This is a genomic window from Nonomuraea sp. NPDC049419 (assembly GCF_040676995.1).
Classification (GTDB): Bacteria; Actinomycetota; Actinomycetes; order Streptosporangiales; family Streptosporangiaceae; genus Nonomuraea; species Nonomuraea salmonea.
The window spans coordinates 667,965-686,189 of the sequence record NZ_JBFAQB010000003.1; the positions used below are offsets into that span (position 1 = coordinate 667,965).

Annotated in this window: 21 protein-coding genes and 1 tRNA gene; 8 read left to right on the top strand and 14 right to left on the bottom strand. The window is 73.4% G+C overall.

From position 1 onward, the window contains the following. Positions 1 to 121 precede the first annotated feature (121 nt). Positions 122 to 481, top strand: coding sequence for a tyrosine-type recombinase/integrase (locus AB0K12_RS12995; RefSeq protein ID WP_364559308.1), 360 nt, complete (start codon positions 122 to 124; stop codon positions 479 to 481). A gap of 110 nt (positions 482 to 591) precedes the next feature. Here the strand turns inward: AB0K12_RS12995 and AB0K12_RS13000 are convergent. Together AB0K12_RS13000 and AB0K12_RS13005 are read right to left on the bottom strand one after the other, a co-directional pair. After that, positions 592 to 665 (bottom strand) — tRNA-Ile (locus AB0K12_RS13000). Between the two features lie 342 nt (positions 666 to 1,007). After that, on the bottom strand, positions 1,008 to 1,940 hold the full coding sequence (locus tag AB0K12_RS13005) for a LysR family transcriptional regulator (protein ID WP_364559311.1): 933 nt from the start codon (positions 1,938 to 1,940) through the stop codon (positions 1,008 to 1,010). A 96-nt stretch (positions 1,941 to 2,036) separates the two neighbouring features. Between AB0K12_RS13005 and AB0K12_RS13010 the strand changes: the two genes are divergently transcribed. Together AB0K12_RS13010 and AB0K12_RS13015 are read left to right on the top strand one after the other, a co-directional pair. Further along, the gene (locus tag AB0K12_RS13010; protein ID WP_345400556.1) at positions 2,037 to 2,264 is read left to right on the top strand and encodes a DUF6158 family protein; all 228 of its coding nucleotides are present in this window, start codon (positions 2,037 to 2,039) and stop codon (positions 2,262 to 2,264) included. Then, the gene (locus tag AB0K12_RS13015) at positions 2,261 to 2,497 is read left to right on the top strand and encodes a hypothetical protein (protein ID WP_364559315.1); all 237 of its coding nucleotides are present in this window, start codon (positions 2,261 to 2,263) and stop codon (positions 2,495 to 2,497) included. Before AB0K12_RS13010 ends, AB0K12_RS13015 begins: the two co-directional genes overlap by 4 nt. Before the next feature lie 151 nt (positions 2,498 to 2,648). Here AB0K12_RS13015 and AB0K12_RS13020 read toward each other — a convergent pair whose 3' ends face one another. The 3 genes from AB0K12_RS13020 to AB0K12_RS13030 form a co-directional block, all read right to left on the bottom strand. Next, entirely contained in the window at positions 2,649 to 3,446 is a 798-nt protein-coding gene (locus AB0K12_RS13020) for a hypothetical protein (RefSeq protein WP_364559317.1), read from the bottom strand. Further along, entirely contained in the window at positions 3,443 to 4,564 is a 1,122-nt protein-coding gene (locus tag AB0K12_RS13025) for a VWA-like domain-containing protein (RefSeq protein ID WP_364559319.1), read from the bottom strand. Before AB0K12_RS13025 ends, AB0K12_RS13020 begins: the two co-directional genes overlap by 4 nt. Positions 4,565 to 4,684: 120 nt before the next feature. Next, entirely contained in the window at positions 4,685 to 5,740 is a 1,056-nt protein-coding gene (locus AB0K12_RS13030; protein ID WP_364559322.1) for a MoxR family ATPase, read from the bottom strand. 116 nt (positions 5,741 to 5,856) lie between these two features. Between AB0K12_RS13030 and AB0K12_RS13035 the strand changes: the two genes are divergently transcribed. Then, entirely contained in the window at positions 5,857 to 6,636 is a 780-nt protein-coding gene (locus tag AB0K12_RS13035; RefSeq protein ID WP_364559325.1) for a putative hydro-lyase, read from the top strand. Here AB0K12_RS13035 and AB0K12_RS13040 read toward each other — a convergent pair. Beyond that, the gene (locus tag AB0K12_RS13040) at positions 6,621 to 7,193 is read right to left on the bottom strand and encodes an AAA family ATPase (protein WP_364559328.1); all 573 of its coding nucleotides are present in this window, start codon (positions 7,191 to 7,193) and stop codon (positions 6,621 to 6,623) included. The two genes, AB0K12_RS13035 and AB0K12_RS13040, sit on opposite strands and share 16 nt — an antisense overlap. Positions 7,194 to 7,278: 85 nt before the next feature. Here AB0K12_RS13040 and secY point away from each other — a divergent pair, with 85 nt between their 5' ends. Then, a complete protein-coding gene (secY, locus tag AB0K12_RS13045; RefSeq protein ID WP_364559331.1) occupies positions 7,279 to 8,568 on the top strand; it encodes a preprotein translocase subunit SecY in 1,290 nt (429 codons plus the stop codon). Positions 8,569 to 8,581: 13 nt separating this feature from the next. Here the strand turns inward: secY and AB0K12_RS13050 are convergent, their stop codons facing one another. The 4 genes from AB0K12_RS13050 to AB0K12_RS13065 form a co-directional block, all read right to left on the bottom strand. Continuing rightward, positions 8,582 to 9,232 (bottom strand): response regulator transcription factor, encoded by a 651-nt coding sequence (locus AB0K12_RS13050; protein ID WP_364559829.1) that lies wholly within the window; start codon positions 9,230 to 9,232, stop codon positions 8,582 to 8,584. Between the two features lie 193 nt (positions 9,233 to 9,425). Continuing rightward, positions 9,426 to 10,598, bottom strand: coding sequence for a histidine kinase (locus AB0K12_RS13055; RefSeq protein WP_364559333.1), 1,173 nt, complete (start codon positions 10,596 to 10,598; stop codon positions 9,426 to 9,428). A 45-nt stretch (positions 10,599 to 10,643) separates the two neighbouring features. After that, a complete protein-coding gene (locus AB0K12_RS13060) occupies positions 10,644 to 11,033 on the bottom strand; it encodes a PPOX class F420-dependent oxidoreductase (RefSeq protein WP_364559336.1) in 390 nt (129 codons plus the stop codon). 48 nt (positions 11,034 to 11,081) lie between these two features. After that, on the bottom strand, positions 11,082 to 11,996 hold the full coding sequence (locus tag AB0K12_RS13065) for an aryldialkylphosphatase (protein ID WP_364559339.1): 915 nt from the start codon (positions 11,994 to 11,996) through the stop codon (positions 11,082 to 11,084). A 148-nt stretch (positions 11,997 to 12,144) separates the two neighbouring features. Here AB0K12_RS13065 and AB0K12_RS13070 point away from each other — a divergent pair, with 148 nt between their 5' ends. Together AB0K12_RS13070 and AB0K12_RS13075 are read left to right on the top strand one after the other, a co-directional pair. Continuing rightward, positions 12,145 to 12,609 (top strand): TIGR02611 family protein, encoded by a 465-nt coding sequence (locus AB0K12_RS13070; protein ID WP_364559342.1) that lies wholly within the window; start codon positions 12,145 to 12,147, stop codon positions 12,607 to 12,609. Positions 12,610 to 12,654: 45 nt separating this feature from the next. Continuing rightward, positions 12,655 to 13,593 carry a hypothetical protein gene (locus AB0K12_RS13075; RefSeq protein ID WP_364559344.1) on the top strand — a complete coding sequence of 313 codons (939 nt, stop codon included), beginning with the start codon at positions 12,655 to 12,657 and terminating at the stop codon, positions 13,591 to 13,593. A gap of 10 nt (positions 13,594 to 13,603) precedes the next feature. On the opposite strand, the gene AB0K12_RS13080 is transcribed toward AB0K12_RS13075, so the two are convergent. Continuing rightward, complete coding sequence (locus tag AB0K12_RS13080) at positions 13,604 to 13,924, bottom strand: co-chaperone GroES (protein WP_345400594.1); 321 nt, start codon at positions 13,922 to 13,924, stop codon at positions 13,604 to 13,606. Positions 13,925 to 14,000: 76 nt separating this feature from the next. Between AB0K12_RS13080 and AB0K12_RS13085 the strand changes: the two genes are divergently transcribed. Continuing rightward, positions 14,001 to 15,257 carry an ArgE/DapE family deacylase gene (locus AB0K12_RS13085; protein ID WP_364559347.1) on the top strand — a complete coding sequence of 419 codons (1,257 nt, stop codon included), beginning with the start codon at positions 14,001 to 14,003 and terminating at the stop codon, positions 15,255 to 15,257. An 80-nt stretch (positions 15,258 to 15,337) separates the two neighbouring features. Here the strand turns inward: AB0K12_RS13085 and AB0K12_RS13090 are convergent, their stop codons facing one another. The 3 genes from AB0K12_RS13090 to AB0K12_RS13100 are packed head-to-tail and all read right to left on the bottom strand — an operon-like array spanning position 15,338 to position 18,218. Further along, positions 15,338 to 16,141 carry an ABC transporter ATP-binding protein gene (locus AB0K12_RS13090; RefSeq protein WP_364559350.1) on the bottom strand — a complete coding sequence of 268 codons (804 nt, stop codon included), beginning with the start codon at positions 16,139 to 16,141 and terminating at the stop codon, positions 15,338 to 15,340. Then, entirely contained in the window at positions 16,141 to 17,148 is a 1,008-nt protein-coding gene (locus AB0K12_RS13095) for an iron chelate uptake ABC transporter family permease subunit (RefSeq protein WP_364559353.1), read from the bottom strand. The genes AB0K12_RS13090 and AB0K12_RS13095 overlap by 1 nt, the downstream gene beginning before the upstream one ends. Continuing rightward, on the bottom strand, positions 17,145 to 18,218 hold the full coding sequence (locus AB0K12_RS13100) for an iron chelate uptake ABC transporter family permease subunit (RefSeq protein WP_364559356.1): 1,074 nt from the start codon (positions 18,216 to 18,218) through the stop codon (positions 17,145 to 17,147). The genes AB0K12_RS13095 and AB0K12_RS13100 overlap by 4 nt, the downstream gene beginning before the upstream one ends. Positions 18,219 to 18,225 lie beyond the last annotated feature (7 nt).

An 18,225-nucleotide genomic window follows, 5' to 3' on the forward strand; every position in this document is an offset into this window, starting at 1 on the left:
GTCTTCGACCCACTCGTGCAGGCCGACGAGGGCGAGCCGGTCGGCCGGGAAGGTCGCCGGGAGGAGGGCGGACATCTCGGCCCGCGATGCGCGGCCGTCGTCAGACGCAGACCGCCGAGCGTTGGCCGCAGGGAAGGTATCGCAGGCCGGCGGATTCGTCTTCACCGACGAGATCGGCCGCCCTCTGCATCCACAGCACCTCAGCGATCAGTCCGACCTGCTGTCTTACGAGGCGGGTCTGCCTCCGGTGCGGCTGCACGACCTCCGGCACGGCGCTGCTTGCCTGATGTCGGCCGCCGGGGTCGACCTGAAGATCGTGCAAAAGACGCTCGGGCACGTCTCCTCCACGTCCACCCGCGACACCCACACCAGCGTCTACCAGGAGGTGGCTCGCGCGGCCGCCGAGTCCACCGCCACGCTCAGCAGTGCCGTGCCAGACGCCGGTCACGCGCGCGTGACCACTTTGCCTGCTCGCGTCTGAGCATCCAGGAGTCCGAATGGGGCCCGCAGTGGGAGCTGGGGGCCTCGTCTTTCGGAGGCGAGAGACCAGCGAGAATCGCGAAGCCCCAGATCGGACGCGGTTTTGGAGAGTAGGGCGGGTGGGACTTGAACCCACGACCCACGGATTATGAGTCCGATGCTCTGACCGGCTGAGCTACCGCCCCTGGATGAAGTTGTGTCGTGTCTGGCGCGGCGACCGGAAGGATCTTGCCGTGGCCTAGGCGCTAACCAAGGCTAGAGCATCGGATCCGGTCGTGGTGCCGGGCCAGGCGGGGAGAACGGGTTCCCCCGACATCATTCCACGTCTGCGGGGGTTGGTGGAGTGCGGAACGATCATATTCTCCGTCGGCGTACTGCCGGGCGGGCTGGCCGGGAGGGGGCGAGTGGGTGAGGGGCGACAGGGGCCGGTCAGTGCGGGACCGGATCTTGTGCGGGCTCTGCTGGCAGTTCTGGAGGGCTGGGAGTTCTGAGTGGTCAGGGGGCGCGGCTCCCTGACGTGGGCGGGGTTAGGGGGCGGTGCCGTAGCCGGGGTTGCGGACCAGCCAGTCCGAGTAGACCGGGCTGCGGCGTACGGCGTCCAGATGGGCCTGTTTGGCCTGCGAGATCACCCAGGCGGCTTCGGGGGCGGTGGGGTGGCGGCCGAGGAGTTGCCGCCAGCGCAGCGGCGCGCCGGCCAGCGGCACCATGACCAGCCCCTGGGCGGGCTGGTGGGTGGCCTGGCACAGGACGACGGCCCGGCCGACCTGGGCGAGGTGGGTGCAGGTCGGCACGTCGGTCTCGTAGATCGTTCCCGGCGTGAACCCGGCCCGCGCGCACGCCATCGCGAAGCAGTCGGCGAAGCAGCCGTCGCCCGGCGTGACCGCCCACTGTTCGTCGGCGAGGTCGGCCAGCTGCACCTCCTTCTCCCGCGCGACCGGGTGATCGACGGAGACCAGGCAGAAGACGGGGTCGAGACTGATGGTCTCCCAGACGAGCGTGCCGGTGGGGGTGCCGGAGTCGCCGCAGGCGCCGGTGAGCACGTAGTCGAGGCGGCCGAGCTCGACCATGCTGTTCAGCTCGTACGTCGACCACGACGTGTACGTGCTGACCTTCCGCTCGGCGGCGAGCCGGTCGACCAGCCCGCCCAGTATCGGCCCGTTGGTGGCGCCGATGCGGAAACCGGGGGAGGGGGCCTGGGCGAAACGTACGGCTTCGTCCTGCAGTTCTTTGGCTGCGGGGAGAAGCACACGCGCGCGGGCGAGCACGAGTTCGCCGAGGCGGGTGGGCCTGGCGCCGTGGCGGTCGCGCTCGAAGAGGGCGCCGCCGAGCACCCTTTCGATGCGCTTGAGCTGCGCGGTCAAGGCCGGTTGTGCCAGCCCGAGCAGGGACGCGGCTTTGCTCACACTTCCCGCGTCCGCGACCGCGCGGACGATCCTGAGGTGCCGTAGCTCGAGGTCCATAACGGGAAGGTAAAGCGGCGGTCTCTTACAGACAATGCCTCTATGTCAGGAATTGTGACAGATATTGGTCGAGGGTTCCTGGGGTAGGGGGAGCGCATGACGACCATGGGAATAGACCCCGCCCAGCTCAGCGACGAAGACGTCGTACGCGAGCTGCGCCAGCTGCACGCCACCAGAAGCGACACGTTCTTCCACGGATCGGACGACGCCCTCGCCCACCACACCTCCCGCACCAGCGAGCTGGAGGCCGAATACCTGCGCCGCTTCCCCGACCGCGAGGTCGACCCCGCCAGGCTGAGGGAGGGAGCGAGGCAGCGGTCATGACTGAAGGCCACGATGTGCAGGCCCTGTCGGACGTGGACTTCCACGTCTACGAGGCCGTCGCCGCCCAGGCCGTCACGGCCGGCGCCGCCCGGCTCGACGGGCTGACGCGCGCGTGCGGGCTGGGCGAGGAGGAGGTGCGGGAGAGCCTCTCTACGCTGATCGAGCATGGGTACGTGGTGCCGCTCGGCGACGCGTACGGGCTGGGGCCGCACACGTTCGAGGTCGAGTACTGACGGGGCTCGGCTGGATGCCCCAGACGGCAGCGGCGGGCTTCAAGCGGTGGCGGCGCCCTGGTTCAAGGCAGGTTGGTGCCGGGCGATGGCAGGGCTCCTCATGTGCGGGCGATGGCAGGGCCCCTCATGTGCCGGGCGGCGGCAGGGCCCCTCATGTGCCGGGCGGCGGCAGCGCCCCTTCCGTGCCGAATGACGCCAGAGCCCTGAGCACGCCCGCTTGCTCCGCCGTGACGCCCGCGGCCCGCTGGGCGGATGCCTCCTCCGGCATGAGCCCGGCCGCGCACCAGGCGGCCACCTCCGCCAAAGGCACCGCGCCCCACCAGGCCGCCATGACCTCCAGGGCGGGACAGCCGAGCGCGGCGGCCTCAGCGGCAGTGAAGCCGAGTGCCCGGAACAGCCGCGCGTCCCCCTGATCCACCCGCCGCCGCGCCCACTCCAGGGCCTCGTCGCCGTCCCAGCCCGCGTCGGCGTACGCGCGGGCAACCGCCGCCGGCACGCCCGCGCGCAGCAGCCGGCGCAGCGCCTCCGTGACGGCCGGGTCGGGCAGCTCGGGCTCGGGCGTGGCCAGGCGGGCCGGCCAGCGGAGGCGGCGCGGGCGTTCGCCGGCGAGGTGCCTGCGGGCCGCGTCGTGCGGGGCGACGCCCAGCTCGTGCCAGCGTACGGCGTCGGCCGGCGTCATCCCGGCGCGCTGCCAGGCGGTGACGGTCGCGGGCGTGGCGGCGGCGGTGGCCCACAGGCGGGCGTCGCCGGGGTCGGTCACCCCCGCTTCCCGCCAGGCCGCGGCCTCCTCCCGCCCGAACCCGGCCGCCCGCCATCGCCGCAGCGCACCCTGCGTCCAGTCCGTCTCCTCCCGTCCGGGGCCGGCGGCCTGCGGCGGCCCCGGCTCGCCCTGCGGAAAGGACCGCTCCGCTGAACCGTCCTGCGACGGGTCGCGGGGTGTGCCGGTCATGCGGCACCTCCTTCTGCCACGCGTACGGTGTGCGCCCACGGCGGTGGCTCGGGGCCGGTGCCGAACAGGCAGACCACGACCTGGGGGCGTGGCCGGCGGCCGGGCCACGGGGTGTTGCCGTCGGTGAGGACGACCAGCAGATCCGCGCCCGGGGCCGCGGCCTCGAAGCCGGGGCGCAGATCCGTGCCGCCACCGCCGGCCAGCTCGACCTGGGCCGCCGACCTGACCCGCTGCGCCGGGTACGCCTGCGTGTCGCAGCACGTCACGTCGACCCACTGGTGGCCGGTCGCGCGGAGGACGCCGTCCAGCTCGGTGAGGGCCCGTTCCAGCGCCGTACGGGTCACGCTGCCCGACGTGTCGACCAGCACCGAGACCCGGGGGAGCGGGCGTACCAGGGCGGGCAGCACGATCGACGGCGCCGCGGAGGCGCGCCTGGACGGGCGGCTGTGGCTGTAGTCGACCCGGCCGGACGCCTGCGCGAGGCCCCTCCTGACCAGGCGGGCCAGCCGCGCCCGCCAGTCCACCTCGGGACGCAGCACCGCCTCGGACCAGCGCCGCCAGCCGCCAGGAGCCGTGCCCCTGGCGTCGATCTCGGCGGCGACGGCTCTGGCCAGCAGCTCGCGCTCCAGGGCCGTCATCGACTCGGGGCCGGTGAACGGCGGCGGCGCGCAGGGAGCCAGGCCGGGCGGGACGTCGATGAGGTCGAGCAGCTCGGCGTAGCGCTCGGCGAGCAGGCCGTCGGGCAGGCCCAGGGTGTCCGGGGTGATGGCGTCGGAGGGGACGGCGTCCAGGCGGGCCAGGTCGTCGTTGATCTCGGCGTCGGCGGCCTGGGCCCAGCGCAGGGCCGTCTCCTCGTACGGGCGGGCGCGGGTGTGGTGGTCGCGCAGGAAATGGCCGACGTGGTGGAGCAGCCACCAGCCGAGTTCGGGGACGGGCAGGGTGGTGGCGGGGTCGAGGTGCACGTTCCCGTGCTCGTCGGCCGAGGGGCGGTGCGGTGCGGTGTCGTGGACGAGCGGCTGGAGGGCGAAGAGCGCCGAGGCCAGGTACGGCGCCCGTGCCGCCGCCCACAACCGCGCCGCCGCGAACCGCTCACCGGCCTCCCGCTCGCGCCCGGTCACGGCCGTCCTCCGGTGGAGCGTTCGCGCCCGGTCACGGCCGTCCTCCGGTGGAGCGTTCGCGGCCGGTCAGGGCAGCGGTCCGGGTGAGCGTTCGCGGAGTCGCAGCAGCGAGGAGCGGGGTCATGGCAGCAGCCCGGCGGAGCGGAGGATCGGGGTGAGGTGCAGGACCGTGCCCGGCAGGACGGCGCCCCTGGGGCGGCGGGCGGCCAAGGAGCGGGCGGCGGTGGCGGCCACGTCCGGGGTGTGGCGGGCCACGCGGGCGATCAGCGTCCAGGCGCGCTGCCACGTGTCCGCGCTCCCGTCGGCGGCGACGTGCGCGACCACCGAGCCGAGCACGGCGTGCACCCGGTCCACGCGGTCCGGCAGCGGCGCGGTGGGGTCGCTGAGCAGGGTCTCGGGGTCGGGCAGGTCGAGGTCGCGCAGCCAGGACAGCAGCTCGAATCCGGCCGCCTCCCCGACCGCGCCGACCACCAGCTCGGCCCGTACGGCCTCGGACGACCCCGTGTAGGCGAGGGCGGTGGCGGCCAGCTCCCACGTACGGGGGCTGGGCCAGGCGCGGGCGGGCCCGTCGGGGACGGAGAGCACCAGCTCTGGCCGTACCCGCAGGAAAGCCCCCACGAGCGCCCGCGAACGTGACACGTCGGCGGGACGGACGGCGTCCGGATCGAGCCCGTCCAGGGACGGCGGTGGGAAACCGGCGGTGAACCCGTCGGCGACCGAGGCGGCGCTGACCGTCCAGTCGAGGTGGATCAGCCGGTTGGCCAGCGGCGCCGACAGGTCCCACCCGTCGGCGGCCTGCTCGGGCGGGTTGGCGGCGGCGACGACGCGCACGGAGGCCGGCAGCGTCAGGTCACCGACGGCCCGTTCGAGCACGACCCGCAGCATCGCGGCCTGGACGGCGGGCGGTGCGGTGGTCAGCTCGTCGAGGAACAGGATGCCGGTGCCCGACTCCGCGAGCCGCTCGGCCCACCGGGGCGGCGCGAACCAGGTGCGCCCGTCCCGCAGCACGGGCAGCCCGGCGAAGTCGCTCGGCTCCCTGATCGAGCCGACCACGACCTCGACCGGCAGCCCGAGCCGCTCGCCGAGCGCCAGCACGGCCGACGTCTTCCCGGTGCCCGGCGCGCCCCACAGGAGCACGGGCAGGTTCGCCGCCACGGCGACGGACAACGCGTTCACGCAACCCCCTAGAACCATCGTCAACCCACGTTGACGCTCACAAGGTCAACGTATGTTGACGAGGGTCGGGATGTCAAATGGTGGACCGCCGCACTCAGGGCTCATAGTGTCGAGAGGTGGACGTCGCCGACCTGAGCCCCGCGCAGGCGCGGGAGCGCTTCCGCACCGGCGAGCGGGTGCCGACCGCCGGCTGGTGCCGGGGCTGGACGCAGGCCAACCTCATCGCCGTGCCCAGCGAGCTGCGTTACGAGCTGCTGCTGTTCGCCCATCGCAACCCGCAGGCGTGCCCGGTGCTCGACGTGGGCGAGCCGGGGGTGTGGTCGACCGAGCTGTTCTCCGGCGACCTGCGTACGGACCTGCCCGGCTACCGCCTCTACCGCGACGGGCGGGCGGTGGCCGACCTGGACGACGTGGTGGCGCAGTGGCGGGCGGACCTGGTGCCGTTCCTCATCGGATGCAGCTTCACCTTCGAGCGCGCGCTGCTGGCCGCCGGTGTGCCGGTGCGGCACCTGGAGGCGGGGACGAACGTGCCGATGTACGTCACCTCGATCCCCTGCGAGTCCACCGGCAGCCTGGCGGGGCCGCTGGTGGTGTCGATGCGGCCGGTGCCGGAAGAGCTGGTGGCGACCGCCGTCGAGGTGAGCGGCCGCTACCCGAGCGTGCACGGCGCGCCCGTGCACACCGGCGACCCGGCCGCCATCGGCGTTGAGAACCTCGCCGCGCCCGACTACGGCGACCCGGTGGAGGTGCGGGCGGGCGAGGTGCCGCTGTTCTGGGCATGCGGGGTGACGCCGCAGCAGGCGGTGCTGGCCAGCGGCGTGCCGTACGCGATCGGCCACCTGCCCGGCCACATGGCGATCATGGACGTCCGGGACGACCACTACCGGATGGCGTGACCCAGGCCCGCCGCCGTGAGCTGCTCGCCGATCGGCGCCGCGCCGGGACGGTTGTCGATCTCCAGGTGCGGGACGACCGGCGGCTCGTCCACCCGGATATCACGCAGGTAGTCATCGAAGGCGGCGAGCTTGCCCGCGTCGCGCGCCAGGCCCCGCGCCACCAGTCGCGCGCGCAGCGTCGGCCCGTCCGAGCGCAGCCACAGCAGCCGCACCGGCGGGCCGCCCAGCTCCGCCACCCACCGCTCCCAGCGGGCCGCGTCGTGCACCTGCGTGGTGAACGGGCCGTCCAGCGCGACCGGGCAGCCGTGGCTCCTGATCTGCCGGGCCACCCGGGTCAGGCCGCCGTACTCGTACCGCTTGACGTGCTCGTCGTACCAGGCGCCCTCGCGCTCGCCGTCCGGACGGCCGTGGGCGCGCAGCACCGCGCCCGCGAACTCGCCGTAGACGGTGTCCTTGTCCAGCAGCGCGGGCGCCGGGTCGAGCCGCGCGAGCAGCTCCGCCGCCACCGTCGACTTGCCCGCGCCGGGCGGCCCGCTGATCACCCACACAGTCGTCATGCGATCAACGTACGCGGATCCGCGTACGCCGGTGCCTCGTCTCGGCGGACGACGCCCGCCCCGCCCCCGGTCAGACTTCTTGCCCATGCTGACCGTCTTGACCAGGGCCTTCCGCGTGCCGGAGCTACGCGGGAAACTGCTGTTCACACTCGCGCTCATCGGGTTGTTCCGGCTGGGGCAGACGCTGCCCGCGCCCGGCGTGGACGTCGTGGCCGTCCGCGAATGCGCCGGATCCGCGCAGGGCGGCCTCCTCGACATGATGCAGCTGCTCAGCGGCGGCGCGATGCTGCACCTGTCGGTGTTCGCGCTCGGCGTCATTCCGTACATCACGGCCAGCATCATCATGCAGCTCCTGGCCGTCGTGGTGCCCCGCCTCGACCTGCTGAGGAAGGAAGGGCAGAACGGCCAGGCCAAGATCAGCCAGTACACCCGCTACCTGACCGTCGGCCTCGCCCTGCTCAACGCCGGCACCGTCGTCACGCTCGCCCGCGCAGGCCAGCTCCTGCCCGGCTGCGCCCGGCCGCTGCTGCGCGACCCGGGGCTGCTCAGCGTCACCGTGATCGTGCTGACCATGGTGGCGGGCGCCTGCGCGGTCATGTGGATGGGTGAGCTGATGACCGACCGGGGGATCGGGAACGGGATGTCGCTGCTGATGTTCACGCAGGTCGTGGCGGTCTTCCCGGGGTACATGTCGCGGATCTTCGTCATCAGCCCGGTGAGCTTCGCCGTCATGCTCGCGGCCGGGCTGTGCCTGGTGACCGCCGTGGTCTTCGTCGAGCAGGCGCAGCGGCGGGTGCCCGTGCAGTACGCGCGGCGGGTGGTGGGGCGGCGGTCGTACGGGGGGACGAGCACGTACATCCCGCTCAAGGTGAACCAGGCCGGCATCGTGCCCGTCATCTTCACCTCGTCCCTGCTGTACCTGCCGACGCTGGTCGCGCCGATGCTCCCGGACGCGGCGCGGACCTGGGTCGAGATCAACCTCACCTCGGGGGCGCATCCGCTCTACATGACGGCGTACGTGGTGCTCATCGCCGCCTTCGCCTACTTCTACGTGTCGATCACCTTCAATCCCGCCGAGGTGGCGGACAACCTGCGGAAGTTCGGGGGGTTCGTGCCCGGGATCCGGCCGGGGCGGCCGACCGCCCAATACCTCGGGTTCCTCGTCTCCCGGCTCACCGCGCCCGGGGCCGCGTACCTGGCGGTGCTGGCGCTGCTGCCGCTGATCGCGTTCGCCATCCTGCGCGATCCTGGGACGCAGCAGAACTTCCCGTTCGGCGGGACGAGCGTGCTCATCATGGTGGGGGTCGGGCTCGACACGGTGAAGCAGATCGAGTCGCAGCTCCAGCAGCGCAACTACGAGGGCTTCCTGCGCTGACCCTGGCGCGGGGTCAAGCGGGCAGGGCGAGGCCGGCGCGCATCGCGAACACCACCAGCTGCGCCCTGTCCCGCGCGTGCAGCTTCAGCATGGCGCGGCTGACATGGGTGCGTACGGTGTCGGGGCTGATCGTCAGCTCCTTGGCGATCTCCTCGTTCGACCGGCCCGTCGCCACCCACGCCACCAGCTCCCGCTCGCGCGGCGTCAGCGTCTCGACCCCCTCCACCGGGCCGCCCTCGTGCCGTCCGAACAGGCCGATCACCTTCCTGGTGATGGCGGGCGACAGCAGCGCCTCCCCGGCGGCGACCACGCGTACGGCGTTGACCAGCTCGTCGGGGGCGCTGTCCTTGAGCACGAAACCGCTGGCGCCGGCCTGGAGTGCGGCGAAGACGTACTCGTCGACGGCGAACGTCGTCACCACGACCACCTTGGTGCCGCGCAGGCCGGGGTCGGCGGCGATGGCCCGCAGGGTGTCGAGGCCGTCCATGCCGGGCATGCGGATGTCGAGCAGCAGCACGTCGGGACGGACCCGCCGCAGCAACGCCAGCGCCTCCCGCCCGTCGGCCGCCTCCCCGGCCCAGCTCAGCCCCTCGGCACGGTCGAGCAACGCCCGCAACCCCATCCGCACCACAGCCTGATCATCAGCCACCGCCACCCGCACCATCGCAGCCGCCTCGTCCGGCGCGGTGGTCATGAGGACACCTCAGCGGCCATGGGGGCGGGGTGAGGGTGCGGGCGCTTCGCCCGGCGGGAAGGTCGCGCGGACGCTCCACCCGAAGCGGCGGTCGTGCGGACGCCTGCGCAAAGCGGGCCACCATCCGGAAGCCGCCGCCCTCGCGAGGGCCTCGGTGTGGCGGTCATGTGGATGTCTGGGGGAAGCGGGCCAGCACCTGGAAGCCGCCGCCCTCTCGGGGGCCGGTTGTGAGGTGGCCGCCTGCCTCGAACACGCGGGCGCGCATTCCGGACAGGCCGCGTCCTTCCACATCCCCCGTCCGGGGGCCGGTGCCTCGGTCGGAGACCTCCACCACGAACGCGTCCGCGCTCTCGCTCGCGCGGATGAGTGCGCGGGTGGGGCCGGCGTGGCGGAGCACGTTGGTGAGTGACTCGCGGACCACCTGGTAGACGGTGTCCTGGAGGTGGGCGGGCACGGCCAGGCGCGGGGGATCGAGGTCCACGGGCAGGCCCGCCGTGCGTACGCCGTCGATGAGCCCGGCGAGGTCGCCGCCCGGCGGGTCGATGCCGTCGAGCGCCGCCCGAAGCTGTGCCAGCGCGGTCGTGCTCGTCTCCTTGATCGCCAGCAGCGAGGCCCGCGCCTGCTCGGGGTCGTCGTCGAGCGTGACGAGCGCGACACCCGCCTGCATCGCGATGGCCGCCAGCCCATGACCGGCCACGTCGTGCACCACCCCGGCGATCCTGGCCCGCTCCACCGCGACGGCGTCCGACGGGGCCGTGCCGGAGAGGGCGGTGTGCGCCGGGGTGGCGCTCACCGCAGCGGCATCGGCCGTGCCCGCGGGCCGGTCGAGTGCCCGGATGGTGCCGACCTGTGCGGCGGTGTCGGCCGTGGGTGAGGGCGGGTCGAGCGCGCGGATGGTGCCGACCGGTGCTGTGGGCGCGGCGGGGATTCCCCAGGTCGCCTCTCGCGCGTCGGTATCGGCGAGGGACGCGTGCTCGGAGCGGGTCAGGGCGGCGACGGAAGGCACGGAGCCCGAGGGGAAGCGGGACGCCGTGCCGCCGTCGGTCGCGTTCTCCGAGCGGCCGGGGGAGCGGGACGCCGTGCTGCCGGCGGCCGCTTTCCCCGGGGAGCCGGGGGCCGGCTGGTGGTGGGAAGGGTCGGCGGCGGCTGCGGCGTAGGCGGCGCGGGCCTGGGCGAGGCCGCTGAACGACCACGGCACCGCGAGCCACCCGGCCCACGCCAGCATGACCACGACCGGCACGTCGCCCGCCCTGCGCAGGCGTGACAGCGCGGCGAGCGGCCTACGCCACCGCCCGTCGCCGCGTGTGTGCCGCAGCCGGGAGTCCTCGGTCGCCATCCCCCACCCGATCAGGCTTGTCGTAGCCCCGATCCTAGCGAGTTTTCAGGGGGTGCGGCTCTGCCGGGCGCCGTCCAGACCCCAGGAGATGATCTTAGTCGGCGTGATCCTGATGACCTCGCGGGAGAAGAACGGCAGCGGCGGATCCACGTCGGCCAGCGCCTGCGCGGTGCCCCTGATCTCGATCCCGCGCACCACCCACGGGTCCACGGAGGCCAGGTCGTCCACCACGAGCGAAACCGTGCTGCCCCGCCGTACGTTGCCGAACTTCTTCGACGCGCCCATCGCGTGCCCGCCGATGGTGATCGTGCCGGTCCCGGCGTCCAGGAAGTAGCCGACCGGGTTGTTCTGCACCTGCCCGTCGGGGTCGACCGTGGCCAGCCGGCCGAGGTGCTGGCCGGTGAGATAGTCCTGTTCTGCGGCTGTGAAGATCATGCGCCTCAGTCTGCAACCTTGACATTGGTTGAGGTCAAGGGCGGACCTTCAGGAGGCGCTCAAGGACTCGGTCAGCCAGCGCAGCGGGTTGGCGTGGGTGATCGTGTGGAGGACGTCGTCGCCCACGCCGGCCTCGCGCAGGCGGGGCAGCAGCGCCTCGAAGAGGTCGGCGTACCCGGGGCCGCCGTACCTGCGCACCTGGGCGACCCGGCTCAGGCCGGTGCTGAGCAGGAGGCGGCCGGCGTGGCCGTCCTCGATGAGGCCGAGCGCGAGCCTGGCCGCCTCGTCGGCGCCCAGGGCGAGGGAGCCGAGGCCGACGTACGCCCCCGCCTCCGCGATCTTCCTGGCCGTGCCGAGGTCGCCGCCCGCGTAGCCGACGGCGACGCGGGAGGCGGGCAGGTTCTGGCCGAGCAGGATCTCCAGCAGCGCGAACGCGTTCCTGCCGTGGGTGGCGACCGGCAGCCTGGTACGCAGGGAGGCGCGGGCGGCGGCGACCAGGCAGCGTTCCTCGGCGGCGGTGGGCTCGGCGCCCCAGCAGCCGACCTCGCCGATCACGCCGGGAAAGACGCCGGTGCCGTCCACGCCGCTGAGGATCTCGTCCATGAGGCGGGCGGTGAGCGTGTCCACGTCGGCGTCACCGACGTGGCAGAACGGGCCGGCGTACAGGCCGGTGGCGGCGATCACGGGGACGCGGCTGCCCGCGGCGATGCGGGCGAGCGCGGCGGCGTCGCGTCCCATGCCGAGACAGGTGAGGTCCACGACGAGCCCGAGCCGTCCTGACTGGCGGAGTTCGCGGAGTTCGGCGGTGACGGTCTGCTCCTCGTCGAGCCACCGGTGCGGGTCGGAGTCGATGCCGACCGCCCACCGCATGTCGGTGCGCAGATGCTCATGGGGGAGTACGACGCCGTCGATGGCGGCCGCGCGTACAGGGCCGGTGACGGTACGGAGCAGAACCTCGGGCATAACAGACATTAACCGATGTTTGCCTGCTATAGCCTGCTTGAGCAGCAAATTTTACGGAGAATGGTGTTTGTTGGCTTGCTAGTCGGCTGCAAGTGAGCCCGCAGACCGGGCCGTATCCTGGGGTGCACACCGACTGCCGGGGGGAAATGTGCAGATTCAGAACTCCGACACCGGCGAAGCCGACGTGATCAAGGACGAGGCCGCCGCGCGCTCCAGCATGCCCGCACGCCGCAGGGGCATCCAGGGCCGGCTCGACGGCATCAGGGCCACCCGCACCGGCGCGCTCACACTGAAGATCGTGATCGGCATCATCGGGACGCTCATGGTGGTGGGCGGCCTGATCATGGTGCCGTTCCCCGGGCCTGGCTGGCTGGTCGTGTTCGCCGGGCTGGCGGTGCTGTCGACGGAGTTCCACTGGGCGCGCAAGCTGCTGGAGTTCGGCAAGCGCACGCTGCACGCCTGGACGGAGTGGTACAAGCGGCAGGGCTGGACCGTCCGCATCCTCGTGCTCATCGTCACCCTGGCCGCCGCCGGGGCGATCGTCTACGCCGGGCTGCGCACGCTCGGCGTCGACGTCATCGAGATCGGCCTGAACTTCGTCCAGACCCGATAGGCATCGCTCGGGAAGTCCGGCGATCGGCTGCATAGTCTGCGGGGCGTGATCGCTCACCTCGCCGCCGCCCTGTCCTTATGCGCACCCGCCGCTCCCGCGGTGACCGCCGCCGGTCTGCCCCTGCCCGGCACGGGCGGCATGACGTACCAGGAACGGAAGGGCGATCCCGTCCGCCTGTCGGCCTACGGGCTCGGCACCAAGCGCACCTACCTGCGATCGGCCACCGGCAACTCCTTCACCTGGGAGAAGAGCCTGTCGGAGGTGTCGGTGTCGCCGGGCGGCACGCTGACGGCGGGGGTGCCGGTGGCGTACCGATCCGGCTACGACGCGCTGCAGGTCACCGACCGCGCCACCGGACGCACCACGACCATCCGCACCGTCAAGAAACCCATGACGGCCTCCTACGCCTCCTGGTCGCGCGACGCCAAGCGGGTCGCGCTGACCGTCGAGCAGAAGGTGCGCGGCGCCTGGCAGGTGCTCGGCTTCACGGTCGTCGACGTGGCCGCCAAGCGGGCCCGCACGGTCCGCATCGCCGGGCTCAGCCGCAAGGCCGGCTTCTGGTGGAGCCCCGACGGCGATCTGGTCTCCAGGCACGGCGCCGGGCTGCGCGTCTACCGGCCGTCGGACGGGAAGGTGCTGCGCACGCTCGCCGGCGCCGGCCTGCCCACCGGCCCCGAGGACGCGTACTCGCCGTCGGGCCGGCGGCTGGCCACCTGGTGCCCGGCCCGCTTCAAGGAGCAGCTCTGCCTGGTCGACCCCGCCACCGGCGCGATCGCCCGCCGGGTGGCGGCCCGGCCGGAGGCGATCTTCGGCTGGTGGGACGAGAGCCACCTCATCGCCGTCACCGCGCACGGGCGCGCCTATCGCCTGGCGGTCATCGACCTCAGCGGCAGGGTGACGCGGGTGCTGGCCGGTGTGCCCGCCGCGACATGGGGCTCGGACCTGTGGCTCTCCTTCGCGCGTACGAGGGCGAAGACGTCGTAGGAGGACCGGGTCAGAGGTAGAGGCCGGTGCCGTGATCGGTCTCCTGGGTGGCCACCGCGTGCAGGTCGCGCTCGCGCATCACCAGATAGGTCTGGGCGTGCACCTCGACCTCGAACTGGTCCTCGGGGTTGAACAGCACCTTGTCGCCGACCTTGACCGAGCGCACGTTCGTGCCGACGCCGCAGACCTCGCCCCAGGCCAGGCGGTTGGCCATCTTGACCGTCGCGGGGATGACGATCCCGGAGCCGCTGCGCCGCTCCTCGGCCTCCTGCTCCAACCTGATCATCACCCGGTCGTGCAGCATCTGAATCTCGAACTTGGGCTCTACCACAGGCTCAAGTTTACGAGCAGGCGGACGCGCCGGGCTCCAGGACGGTTCCTCGCGCACCCGTGAGAAGGTGTGCTCCATGCACGACGTGGAAGCCCGGGTCCTCGATGCCATCGACGCGCCCGAGACCGTGAACCTGCTGGCCGAGACCGTGAAGGTCCCCAGCGTGACCGGCACAGACGCCGAGTCCGAGCTGCAGCACCGCTTCGCCCGCCTGCTCACCGAGGCCGGCATGGACGTGGACGTCTGGAAGCTCGACCTGCCCGACCTGACCAGCCGCCCCGGCTTCCCCGGCACCGAGGCGCCGCGGAGCGAGGGGTACGGCGTGGTCGCCGTCACCTCCGGCGGCGAGGGCCCGCCCGCCCTCGCCCTCCAGGGCCACGTGGACGTGGTGCCGACCGGCGACCTCGCCAAGTGGGCGGGCAGCGACCCGTTCGCCGCCCGCATCACCGGCGACGTGCTGCACGGCAGGGGCGCCTGCGACATGAAGGCCGGCCTGGTCGCGAACCTGGCGGTGGCCCGTGCCGTGCACCGCGCCGGGATCCGGCTGGCCAGGCCGCTGGCCGTGCACTGCGTGATCAGCGAGGAGGACGGCGGGCTGGGCGCGTTCGCCACCCTGGCCAGGGGACACACCGCCGAGGCCGCGGTGATCAGCGAGCCCACCTCGGGCGCGATCATCACCGCGAACGCGGGCGCGCTGACGTTCCGGCTGGAGATCGCCGGGCGGGCCGCCCACGGCGCCACCAGGAACGAGGGGGTCAACGCGATCGAGGCGTTCTGGCCGGTGTTCGCCGCGATCAGGCGGCTGGAGGCCGAGCGCAACCGCGACGTGCCCGAGCTGTTCGCCGGGAACGCGCTGCCGTACCCCATCGAGGTCGGGACGGTCCGCGCCGGCGACTGGGCCAGCACCGTGCCCGACCTGCTGGTCGCCGAGGGGCGGCTCGGGGTGCGGCTGGACGAGGACCCGGCGCGGGCGCGGGCGGCCTTCGAGGAGGCGGTCGCCGACGTGGCCGACCCCTGGCTGCGGGCCAACCCGCCGGTCGTCACCTGGCCGGGCGGGCAGTTCGCCAGCGGGCGGCTGCCGGCCGGGCACGAGCTGCTCACGCAGGTGCGCGACGCGGTGGCCGCCACGACGGGCGCGACGCCGGCCGAGACGGCGGCGCCGTACGGGAGCGACCTGCGCCTTTACACGGCGGGCGGCATCCCGACCCTGCACTACGGCCCCGGCGACGTCCGGTTCGCGCACGCCCCCAGGGAGCAGGTGCGGCTGAGCGAGCTGCGCGACGTCACCCGCGCGCTGGCCCTGCTCGCGGTCCGCCGCTGCGCCGCCTACTGACCCGGCCCGGGGCGGCCCACGCCGCCCCGGCCACAACCGCCGAAGCCGCCCGTCAGGCGGAGGCGGTCAGGCGGAGGCGGTCAGGCGGAGGCGGCGACGCGGCGGCGGGACTCGGGGACGATGAGCGGGGTGCCCGACTGCGGGTCCTGGATGATCTCGCAGCGCAGGTCGAACACCTCCCGCACCAGCTCCGACGTGACGATCTCGGCAGGGTCGCCGGAAGCGACGACCTCGCCGCCGCACATCACGATCAGGTGCGTGGCGTACCGGCACGCCTGGTTGAGGTCGTGCAGCACGGCCACCATGGTCCGCCCGGCCTCGTGCAGGTCGGCGCAGAGATCGAGCACCTCGATCTGGTGGGAGATGTCCAGGAACGTGGTGGGCTCGTCTAGCAGCAGGATCGGCGTCTCCTGCGCCAGAGCCATGGCCAGCCACACCCGCTGCCGCTGCCCGCCCGACAGCTCGTCCACGATCCGGTCGGCGAGCCCGGCCACGTCGGTGGCGCGCATGGCCTCCGTCACCGCCGCCTCGTCGGCCTTCGACCACTGCCGCATGAGCTTCTGGTGCGGGTAGCGGCCACGGGCCACCAGGTCGGCCACGGTGATGCCGTCCGGCACGATCGAGCTCTGCGGCAGCAGGCCGAGCCGCCGCGCCACCTCCTTCGACGGCAGCGAGGTGATCACGCTCCCGTCGAGGTGCACGGCGCCGGCCTTCGGCTTCAGCATCCGCGCGAGCGCCCGCAGCAGGGTGGACTTGCCGCACGCGTTCGGGCCGATGATCACGGTGAAGGACGCGTCGGGGATCGCCACGCTGAGGTCGGAGGCCACGACGCGCTGGTCGTAGGCGAGGGTGAGGCCGGTGCCGGACAGGCGGGAGGAGACCATCAGTGGCGGTCCTTTCGCAGGAGCAGGACGAGGTACGTGCCGCCGATCGCGGCGGTCAGCACGCCGACGGGAAGCTGGGTGGGGGCGAGCAGCCGCTGCGCGGCCAGGTCGGCGGCGATCAGCAGCACGGCGCCCATCAACGCCGACGCCGCCAGGGTGACGCCGGGGGAGCGGGTGAGCCGCCGGGCGAGCTGCGGCGCGGCCAGCGCGACGAACACGACGGGCCCGGCGGCGGCCGTGGCCACCCCGGACAGCAGCACCCCGGCCGCGATGGCCGCCGCGCGGACGACCTCGACCCTGATGCCCATGGCCTTGGCCGCGTCGTCGCCCATCTCGATCATGCGCATCGGCCGCGCGATGGCCGCGCACACCGGCAGCAGCACGACCAGCGCGAGCGCGACGGGCCCCGCGTGGTCCCAGCCGCGCCCGCTCAGGCTGCCGGTGAGCCAGGCGCCCGCGGTGGCCGCGTCGTTGATGTTGGCCCTGGTCAGGATGTACGAGTTGACGGCCAGCAGCAGCGCGTTGGCCCCGATGCCGACCAGGACGAGCCGGTAGCCGGCCACGCCGCCCCGGTAGGCCAGCGCGTACACCAGGGCCGCCGTCACCACGCAGCCGAGCAGCGCGCCGCCGGCGATCATGATGGCGGAGCCGCCGGCGACGACGGCGATGATGCCGCCCGTGGAGGCCCCCGCGGTGAAGCCGATGAAGTCGGGGCTGCCGAGCGGGTTCCTCGTCAGGCTCTGGAAGATGGCCCCGCTCAGCCCGAACGCGGCCCCGACCAGCAGCCCGGTCACCACGCGCGGGGCGCGCAGCTTGCTCACGATCAGCTCGGCGACCGGCGTGCCCTGGCCGAACAGGGCGTCGATGATGTCGGGCACCGGCACGGTGAACTCGCCGGTGGACAGCGCGGCCACGCTCACGGCGAAGCCGGCGAGGACGAGGAGCGCGGTGACGAGCAGGGCGCGCGGCGCGAGCCGTACGGACCAGGATCCGACGCGGACGTTCACAGCGCCGCCACCCGCCTCCGCCTCGCCATCAGGATGAAGATCGGCGCGCCGATCACCGCCCACACGATGCCCACCTGCACCTCGCCCGGCCGGGCGATGAGCCGCCCGACCACGTCGGCGCCGAGCAGCAGCACGGGCGCGGCCAGCGCCGAGTACGGCAGCACCCACCGCTGGTCGGGCCCCACCGCGGCGCGCACCGCGTGCGGCACGATGAGCCCGACGAACCACAGCGGCCCCGCGGCGGCCGTCGCCGCGCCGCACAGCAGCGTGACGGCGATGCCGGTGAGTATCCGCGTGCGGTTGACCGCGACGCCGAGCGCCTTGCCCGCGTCGTCACCGAGCGCCAGCATGTTGAGCGGCCTGGCCAGCAGCAGCCCCATCACCAGCCCGGCGACCATGAACGGCGCCAGCCGCACCAGCGTGTCGGCCGTCTGCCCGGCCAGGGAGCCGGTCAGCCAGAACCGCATGCGGTCGAAGGTCTGCGAGTCCATGCGCAGGATGGCCGAGGCGACCGCGGTGCACACCATGCCGAAGGCGACGCCGGCCAGGGCCAGGCGTACCGGGCTCGATCCCGAGCGGCCCGACGAGGCGAGCGCGTAGACGACGAACGAGGCCAGGGCGGCGCCGCCGAAGGCGAACCAGACGTACACGGTGGGGTCGCCGAGCCCGAACACGCCGATCGCCAGCGTGACGCCCAGCGCGGCGCCCTCGTTGACGCCCAGCAGGCCGGGGTCGGCGAGCGGGTTGCGGGTCAGGCTCTGCATGAGCGCGCCGGCCAGCCCGAGCGTGGCGCCGACGCCGAGGCCCAGCAGCGTACGGGGGACGCGCAGCTCGCGGATGACCGTGTGGTCGCTGGAGCCGTCGGGCGCCAGGAACGCCTCGATCACCGTGCCGAACGACACCGACCGCGCGCCCAGCGCCACGCTGGCCAGCGCGACCAGCACCAGAACGGCGAACGTGACCACCAGCCCGACGACCAGCCCGACGGCCGGCACGGACGGGCGCCCCTCGGCCCTCCTCTCGGCGGTTCCGCTCACGGCCACCTGGGCCGTGTCCTCTGCCGGGCGCACCCGACCC